This window comes from Streptosporangium sp. NPDC023825 (assembly GCF_040639575.1).
Taxonomy (GTDB): domain Bacteria; phylum Actinomycetota; class Actinomycetes; order Streptosporangiales; family Streptosporangiaceae; genus Streptosporangium.
This window is the reverse complement of the sequence record NZ_JBFAAE010000123.1, coordinates 1-7,494: the sequence shown is the minus strand read 5'-3', so window position 1 is coordinate 7,494 and position 7,494 is coordinate 1. Positions and strand designations below refer to the sequence as shown.

The following is a 7,494-nucleotide window of genomic DNA, read 5'->3' as shown; positions in this document are numbered from 1 at the left end:
CGGCTCACCATGACCTCGACCTCCCTCGATTGGCCGACCCAGGCGCTGGGCAACGTGGGCGCCGAGTTCGAGGTGCTGGGGCCGCCGGAGTTCGCCGCGCATGTCCAGGAGTGGGGCGCCCGCTTCCTGCGGGCCACCGGATCCGGCGCGCCGGGGAGACCGTCCCCGCCATAGCCCGGACCGCGACGACGGCGCGGCGTCCGTGGCAGCCGGCCGGGGCGACGGAAGACGTCCTGCCGGGGCAGCGTGGGCCTATCTGCGCGACCCTCAGTCGCTTCACGCCCCATTCCGAAGATCGGCTACGGGGCGTTTTGGCTGGTGGGCACCACTGGGTTCGAACCGGTGACATCTCGCTTGCAAGGCGATCCGAGCGGGGGCGATACCGGCGCTGACCTGGGCGTACGGTCCACGACCGTTCACCGTCGTCCGCCCCCGTCCGGGGTCGTTGTCACCCAGTTGGTCACCCGGAGCTCGTGCTTTTTGGCGCGTCCTGCCATCGGTGTCCGTCGATCAGGCCGCGTGTGGCTCGAACCAGACCGAGCCCAGATCATGACCGGAGGTGAGACGGACGTCAGCGTTCAGTGCCGCAGCCAGACGCCGCAGCAAGGCGATCGTCGGCGCCGTCCCGCCTTCCTCGATGCACTCGATCTCATCCACGGTCATGCCCGCACGCTCAGCCAACTCCGTCACGGTCAGCCCAAGCGCACCACGCCGGTCATACAGCGCCTTACCAAAAGCCAACGCCTCACGGATCATGATCCGTTCGGGATCCTCGGTCCGAGGTTCAGGTCGCACCCAGCGGGTGTGATAACCAGCCATCACACCTTCCTCTCATAGATCTCGGCCACCGGCCCGTGGTGGTCACGTTCACAGATCTTCTGTGCCCGGACCGCCATGTCGATCTGCCGTTGATCGTGCTGCTTGGTCTTGCGGAAAACCGTGAGCAACACGATCGTCCTACCCGGAGTACACCAGTACGTCACCGAGCTGCAACATCACGGAGCCGAACCCGCAGTTCCCAGACTGGTCCTTCCAGATGATCCGACCACGGACCGCCAAGCTCAGTCCCTTTTTCCGCCAGTAGACCGGCCACCTCGTCAACGCGCTTGAAGTCGCTGTCACTCAGGTTGTCGAGCCACTCACGGACCTCCGGCTCGGCCTCAAAGCCATACGGCTTATTCACCTGAGATTCCCTCCGCGCATCCACTCCACACAGATACCGGCGCTGACCTGGGCGTACGGTCCGCGACCGTCCACCGTCGCCCGCCCCCGTCCGGGGTCGTCGTCACTCAGTCGGTCACTCAAGGTTCAGAAGTTCGCACTCCACAGATACCAGGGCCCGTAGTAGTGCTCGACCTCGGGTTGGTACTCCTTCGCTTCCGGCAACGGAGGCTCCCCGCGCGGACTCCAGATGAAGCCATGGGTGTAAATGCCGTCTCCTCCGCCCGCCAGTGCGAAGCGCACCGTACCCTCGTGCCGTTCGGCCCAGGAGATCTCGAACAGCCCGAGCGTCGTGGCACCCATCCTCCAGTCGGCGCTTCCCGCTACCGCTGACCGTGCGACCTTCTCGAAACTCTCCTCGGACAGGGAGAATCTGAATCTTCCAGGCCCCAGAGCAGCCAGCGCGAACACCAGAATTCCGACGATCGCCGGTGCTGCCCAGCGCAACAGGTTTCGTTTGACACCAGGCCGACCTTCCGAATTGAAAACCTCCACGACGAGGCGCCCGAACCAGACCACACCCAGTACGAAGAACGCCAGGAGAACAGGAAACACCCACAAAGGGTTGCCGCTGGGGAAGCTTGCCCCGTACAGGAGTAGCAGTCCGACGACCACCAGTGAGCCGATCAACGGAAAACCCGGCGCGCCGATCGAACTCCTTGGGGTTCGCCCATTCGAAGCCACGGCAACTCCAACCAGGGTCGATCAAGGCAGCTCATGATCCACTCGAATTCTATCCGTGGACCCCGACAAGCGCAGAGCCCCGGAAAACTGGAGTTCTGCTCAGGGTGACTGCCATCTGATTCGTCACCCAGAGCTCACGCTCTCCCGCGGGTCGTCCGCCCAGACGTCGCGGCCGTTGCTCCACAGCTCGAAGGCGTGGTAGCCGAACCGGTCGAACAGGCCGTCGTCCTGGTAGCGGCGCAGGTGCATCACCGGCGAGTCATGGCCGACGAGCTTGGCCAGGTGCGGCGCTACGGGCAGCTCCGGATCGAAACGTAAGACGCTCATCGCGATGTGCTCGTCCCCGGACCTCGCCTCGATACCGGGTACGTCCCGAACCTGCTCGACCTCTCGGCTCCAGCTCTGGAAACGTCCTGGACGTCTCCGGAACGCGGTGGGTTCGTCACTCAAATGGAATGACGCTTACTCCATGTCAACCTCCGTAATTCTGGAGGACCTCTTTCGGGCGGAGCAATCACCCTGTTCGGTCATCGAGACCGTGGTCGGGTGCGTGTGTGCCGGTGGCACGGATGTGCCGGCGCGGGGGGATATTGCTGTCAGCGCTGCTGTCACCTCAGCTATGGTCACCCGGTGGTGTCAACCAGTGGCATGGACAGCCGTCGCTAATGCTTCACGTATCGGCCACTGGTCTCCTTGGCCCATCGGCACTACCGGTCTTTTGATTCTCCATTGGTTCGCAGCACGGGAGGTCTCCGCACGTTACTTACCTGTGATGAACCTGACTTATGGTGTCACTCATGATCGAACGGGGCGGCACCGAAGCGTGAGGTCAACTATCGATATGAACGGATCGGATCCCGACGGCACCACCGGGTTCGACTCACCATCTCGCGAGGCACACAGCCCTTCAAAGCGAGGATCGTCGGCATGGATCGGACTTCTCCTTCTCCTCGGCATCCTCGGGGTGGGCTTTCTCTATTTGAACTGGGACACCAAGCCGCGGACCGTGGCCTGGGAATGGATACCCAAACCCTACGATCCACCTGTGCAATATGCGTTCACCCCCGAAAACAACGAGTGCCATCAATGGCCCTCTCGCTCCGAGGACGAGAGCGCCAGGCCCCCACTGGTCGCGTGCACCGAATGGCGGCTACGCGTCAATTATGTTAGAGATGAGGGAAGGCAAGACATAGGAATTCCGTATGGCGGCGGGTGCGGCGGCCACAGGCTTGGCGTTAGTGTCAGCGATGACACTTGCGTCAGCGATATCGAACTCTATGACGCGGCAAGCCAAGTGGAGATAGACAGCAAACATCGCCGAGACGTGCCGCTCCAAATCTCTCGAGATGGCCACCGCTTGGCCTATTTCAGCAAGAAGCACTCACAATTTCTGGGCTGGGACCTGCCGACAGCCCAGATGAAGGCCATTTCGCCGCGCCTTGATGCGCGGATGCTCAATGACATTCGAAGCCTGGAAATCTCGCCAGACGGCAAATTCTTCGCGATCACTTTTGGGGGAAGCCGGCCCCGTCTATTGCTCACAGAGTTCGCCACGGGTCACACCAGGACACTTCCCGGCGTCTGCACCGTACTTGGCATCGGCAAAAATCCCCTACGAATCGCAGTACAAAAAGACTGCCCCAGCATCGAAGACGAGGGGACCACCACCAGAAAGATGACCATCCTCGATCGCGACGGTGCGACTGTCAGCGAATGGACAGAAGGCGAATTCGCTGGTGAACTTTCCCCGGACGGCCGCCTGTTCCTGGCCATCCACACCGACGAGAACGACGTTGATTATCTGGTTACCCGTGACGCCATGACGGGAAAACTTATAAAGAAACTCAAGCTCCGCCTGTTGTCGGAGTCCAGCGACGCAATGGGCCACGCATGGCTCAACGCCAATGAATATATTATTGAGGCCGAGCCTCCGGAGCCTGGGGGGTCCTTCGGCTACTACAAGGTCAATGTCCAGTCCGGAAGATCGGACAGAATTCGAGACCTGAACCTTGATCTCAGCGATAACTTGTCCCTGGGCAGCGTGTTTGTCGAGAACCAGGGTTAGTTGCAGATGCATTCCCGATCATTCCGTCTGCTTCGTCCCCGCGGAGTGCCGGGCCCCGCCGAATACGGGAGACGGGAAGATCAGGCTGACCTCGGCTCCTCCACGACCGTGCCCATGTTCGCCATGACCATCCCAGAGCCGAGTCCCCGCCGGAGGCGTGCCCTGACGGTTACGACGTCGCTCCTGCACATCGCGCGACCGGCGGATCAGCAACAACGGGGTACCGATCGGGGTGCCGTTGAGGCGTAACGTGGCTGCCCTCGTCGCCGCGTCGTAGGTGCCCGTGAGGTGGAACCACTCCGCCGCCGGGGCTTCGGTACCGGACAACACTCCCTCAACCTGGGTGCCGGGGTCGTCGGCGTTCGTGAAGGTGAACAGCAGCCCCTGCTCGGCATCGTTTCCGAGCCGGAAGGGCGCCTGCTCACCGTCCTTCTGGTCGAGGACGGTGTACGTGCCGTCCTTATCGTTCCATTGCAGCCAGGCGGACACGGTGAAGCTCTGGTCGGTGCGGATGACCGGTCCGGCGGTCTGGGCCAGGGGCTCATCACCGGGATGGGTCACGTCGACGACGACCTGCCGCCATTCCGACCACGGCGAGACGAATTCCGTTGCGCGCCTTCGGCGGGCAGCGTTTCGCACCCGACCGACTCCAAGATCACGATGAAAGTTCCAGGTGCTTTTATCGTCGACGTCCCGCGTCGACACACCACAGGACGCGTATACGCACAGAGCGAGTCCCGAAAGTTTTACACGGATCTTGACACGTTTCGGAGATGTTTCCACACTAAGTCCCCGGAGCGGTTTCCACTGCGGGCTGGTGACGCAGGGGCCGCCGATCACGACGCCCTCGTGGTACGCGTTCCGGTGCCGGGACGAGGAGGCGAGCGGTGCGGTGCGGAGCCTCCGCACCGAAGACCACTCGGCGATGACCGTCACGTGCTGATCCCGATGAGGGGCTCACCCGAAGAGAAGGAACACCACAGTGCGACGACGTGTGAGTGAGACTCCGGCGCCTCGTGCCGCCTGCTGGAGGGTCCGATCAGAGCCCGGGCCGCAGGGCGGGTGGGTGAAGCGTGCGATGGCCGCGGCGGTCGTCGTCCTCGGGCTGCTCGCGGTGACCGTCGTGACTCGGCCGGCATCGGCCGCCGACAATCCCTATCAGCGAGGTCCCGACCCTACCTTGGCCAGTGTGGCCGCCACCAGGGGGAGCTTCGCCACCGCGCAGATCAGCGTGCCGCGCGGGAACGGCCTCGGCGGTGGGGTGATCTATTATCCGACGGACACCGGCCAGGGGACTTTCGGCGCGGTCGCGATCGTGCCCGGCTACTCCGCCCTGTTCGCCGACGAGGAGGCCTGGATGGGCCCCTGGCTCGCGTCCTTCGGTTTCGTCGTCATCGGAATCGAGACCAACAGCCGCACCGACGGCGCCGACGCCCGAGCGACCCAGCTGCTCGCCGCCCTGGACTATCTCACTCAGCGGAGTTCGGTACGAGACCGCGTCGACCCCAGCCGGTTGTCGGTGGTCGGCCACTCCGCGGGTGGTGCCGGCGCCCTCACCGCGGCGCTCCGGCGGCCCTCGCTGAAGGCCGCGGTCGGGCTCGCGCCCGGCTCGCCCACAGGGAACCTGAGCCTGGCCGATAACCGGGTGCCCACGATGTTCATCTCCGGGCAGAGGGACACGGTGGTCACGCCGTCCTACCTCAACGGGTTGTACAGCACGCTTCCCGCCGCGGCACAGAGCGCCTGGGTGGAGATAACCGGCGTGGACCACCTGTTCGCGACGAGGGCGAACACGACCGAGATGCGGACGCTGATCCCGTGGCTGAAGATCTTCGTTGACAACGACACCCGGTACACCCAGTTCCTGTGTCCGTTGATGGACTCCACCGGCATCTCGATGTACCGCAGCAAGTGTCCATACGTGCCGCCAGGCGACCCGTCGCCCTCCCCCTCGCCTTCGGTCACCCCGTCGCCCTCACCTTCGGTCACCCCGTCGCCCTCCCCGTCTACGGGCACCTGCACCGCGAGTTACCGCACCACGAACTCGTGGCCGGGCGGATATCAGGGCGAGGTCACGGTGACGGCAGGCGGCTCGGCTGTCAGCGGATGGACCGTCAGATGGACGCCGGGCAACGGCCAGACGGTCAGCCAGGTATGGAACGGCACGCTGGCCGCCGACGGCCCCGCTGTAACGGTGACGAACGCCTCTTACAACGGCTCGATCCCGGCGTCCGGCACGACCACCTTCGGCTTCCTGGCCGGCGGTACGCCGTCGCCCCCCTCCCTCACCTGCAGCGGCCGCCCGTGACACCCATCCGGCACGCTGTGGCCATCAGCCGTCGGATGCCACCGCACCCCCTCCCTCCCGGCGTCGCTGGGCGTCTCTCCACGACAGGAGCCCCGCCTGCGTCACGACGGCCGTCGTACGAGACCTGGCACTACCTGGGTGAGATTCCTGCATGCCGGATGAGCAGGGTGACGGCGGAATGGCACAGGCGCACGCTCACACGGCTCGATCATTTAGTCGATGAGTGTGGTCGGACTTCCCAGGTCGGCCGTTGGAGCTGATCGTTGTACACGATGATGTCGGCGTGGTCGGCTGGGCGGGCCGTGACAAAGTAGAGCTGTTGGGAGGGTATATAGCGGTTGCGCCAGGTCCGTTCGATTTCGGCGGTGTCGCCCGTGGATCCGGCCAGCGCTGTGCCTCGGTTCCGGGCGCGATCTACCGTCTGCTCGAATGGGACGGACACGAAGATGCGCAGGTCCCACCGGTCGATGAGTTCTGGGCGCAGGAGGAAGACGCCGTCGAAGAGCAGTACGGCGTCTGCGGGGGCGGTCATGGCCGGCGGGGACGATGGAGTGTCGGTGTCTCTGTCGTGAACCGCGTGTTGGAACCTTCGGTCTCCGCCTGGGCCCAGCGGATCGAGCAGGACCCGGCACAGCGCGGTGTGGTCGTGGGCGTCGAAGTAGCAGCCTTCGGCCGAGTACTGGCCGCGTCGGTAGCGCCGCGCACGGGGGAAGAGGAAGTCGTCGATGGTCGCGCGGATGACGTCGCGGTCCCGCGCGCGCAGGACGACGGCGAGCTCGTCGGCCAGCGTGGTCTTGCCGGCGGCGGGCGGCCCGTCGATGGCGACCCGCAGCGGGTGCACGGTCGTGACGGACCTGACCGCCTCGGCCAGCCGACTGATGAGCTCGCCGCGGGTGCCTTGGTCCATTGCTGCCTCTCTCACGGTGTCTCGGTCTGGCACCGCACGTCAGGCTGCGGTGGCCGGCTCGCGTTCGAACCAGTGACATCTCGCCTGTAAGGCGATCCAAGCGGGGCGCGACCAGGGCGGATAGCGGCCCTGACCTGGCTTACGGTCCACGGCCGTACGCCCCCGTCCGGGGTCGTTGTCACCCATTTGGTCACCCAGAAGTGGTGTTCTCCGTTACTGAGATTAAATCTTCAGGGTTAGGCCAGCTCGAAGGGTAGACCGGTCTCGTTGAAGAAGCCGGTGATGAGATCGGGCCGGTATTGCATGCGT

9 protein-coding genes are annotated in these 7,494 nt (G+C 64.4%); 2 read left to right on the top strand and 7 right to left on the bottom strand.

What is annotated here, in order from left to right; translation table 11 throughout:
* Nucleotides 1-510: 510 nt before the first annotated feature.
* From AB0G15_RS42985 to AB0G15_RS42965, 5 genes are all read right to left on the bottom strand, one after another.
* Nucleotides 511-819 carry a helix-turn-helix transcriptional regulator gene (locus AB0G15_RS42985; protein WP_362851431.1) on the bottom strand — a complete coding sequence of 103 codons (309 nt, stop codon included), beginning with the start codon at nt 817-819 and terminating at the stop codon, nt 511-513.
* A complete protein-coding gene (locus AB0G15_RS42980) occupies nt 819-950 on the bottom strand; it encodes a hypothetical protein (RefSeq protein WP_362851429.1) in 132 nt (43 codons plus the stop codon). The genes AB0G15_RS42985 and AB0G15_RS42980 overlap by 1 nt, the downstream gene beginning before the upstream one ends.
* A gap of 29 nt (nt 951-979) precedes the next feature.
* A complete protein-coding gene (locus AB0G15_RS42975) occupies nt 980-1,183 on the bottom strand; it encodes a type II toxin-antitoxin system RelE/ParE family toxin (protein ID WP_362851427.1) in 204 nt (67 codons plus the stop codon).
* A gap of 125 nt (nt 1,184-1,308) precedes the next feature.
* Complete coding sequence (locus AB0G15_RS42970) at nt 1,309-1,905, bottom strand: hypothetical protein (RefSeq protein ID WP_362851425.1); 597 nt, start codon at nt 1,903-1,905, stop codon at nt 1,309-1,311.
* Between the two features lie 123 nt (nt 1,906-2,028).
* On the bottom strand, nt 2,029-2,232 hold the full coding sequence (locus AB0G15_RS42965; RefSeq protein WP_362851423.1) for a hypothetical protein: 204 nt from the start codon (nt 2,230-2,232) through the stop codon (nt 2,029-2,031).
* A 514-nt stretch (nt 2,233-2,746) separates the two neighbouring features.
* Here AB0G15_RS42965 and AB0G15_RS42960 point away from each other — a divergent pair.
* Nucleotides 2,747-3,970: a hypothetical protein gene (locus AB0G15_RS42960; protein ID WP_362851421.1), complete on the top strand. Its 1,224-nt coding sequence runs from the start codon at nt 2,747-2,749 to the stop codon at nt 3,968-3,970.
* Nucleotides 3,971-3,988: 18 nt separating this feature from the next.
* Here AB0G15_RS42960 and AB0G15_RS42955 read toward each other — a convergent pair whose 3' ends face one another.
* Nucleotides 3,989-4,609: a LamG-like jellyroll fold domain-containing protein gene (locus tag AB0G15_RS42955; RefSeq protein ID WP_362851419.1), complete on the bottom strand. Its 621-nt coding sequence runs from the start codon at nt 4,607-4,609 to the stop codon at nt 3,989-3,991.
* A gap of 427 nt (nt 4,610-5,036) precedes the next feature.
* Here AB0G15_RS42955 and AB0G15_RS42950 point away from each other — a divergent pair, with 427 nt between their 5' ends.
* Complete coding sequence (locus AB0G15_RS42950; protein ID WP_362851417.1) at nt 5,037-6,278, top strand: cellulose binding domain-containing protein; 1,242 nt, start codon at nt 5,037-5,039, stop codon at nt 6,276-6,278.
* 208 nt (nt 6,279-6,486) lie between these two features.
* Here the strand turns inward: AB0G15_RS42950 and AB0G15_RS42945 are convergent, their stop codons facing one another.
* A complete protein-coding gene (locus AB0G15_RS42945) occupies nt 6,487-7,185 on the bottom strand; it encodes a cytidylate kinase family protein (protein WP_362851415.1) in 699 nt (232 codons plus the stop codon).
* Nucleotides 7,186-7,494: the final 309 nt, after the last annotated feature.

What these genes read in the sequence shown, in the direction of transcription:
- AB0G15_RS42985 (WP_362851431.1), bottom strand. Translation starts at nt 819, where the DNA reads ATGGCTGGTTATCACACCCGCTGGGTGCGACCTGAACCTCGGACCGAG.
- AB0G15_RS42965 (WP_362851423.1), bottom strand. Translation starts at nt 2,232, where the DNA reads ATGAGCGTCTTACGTTTCGATCCGGAGCTGCCCGTAGCGCCGCACCTG.
- AB0G15_RS42960 (WP_362851421.1), top strand. Translation starts at nt 2,747, where the DNA reads ATGAACGGATCGGATCCCGACGGCACCACCGGGTTCGACTCACCATCT.
- AB0G15_RS42945 (WP_362851415.1), bottom strand. Translation starts at nt 7,185, where the DNA reads ATGGACCAAGGCACCCGCGGCGAGCTCATCAGTCGGCTGGCCGAGGCG.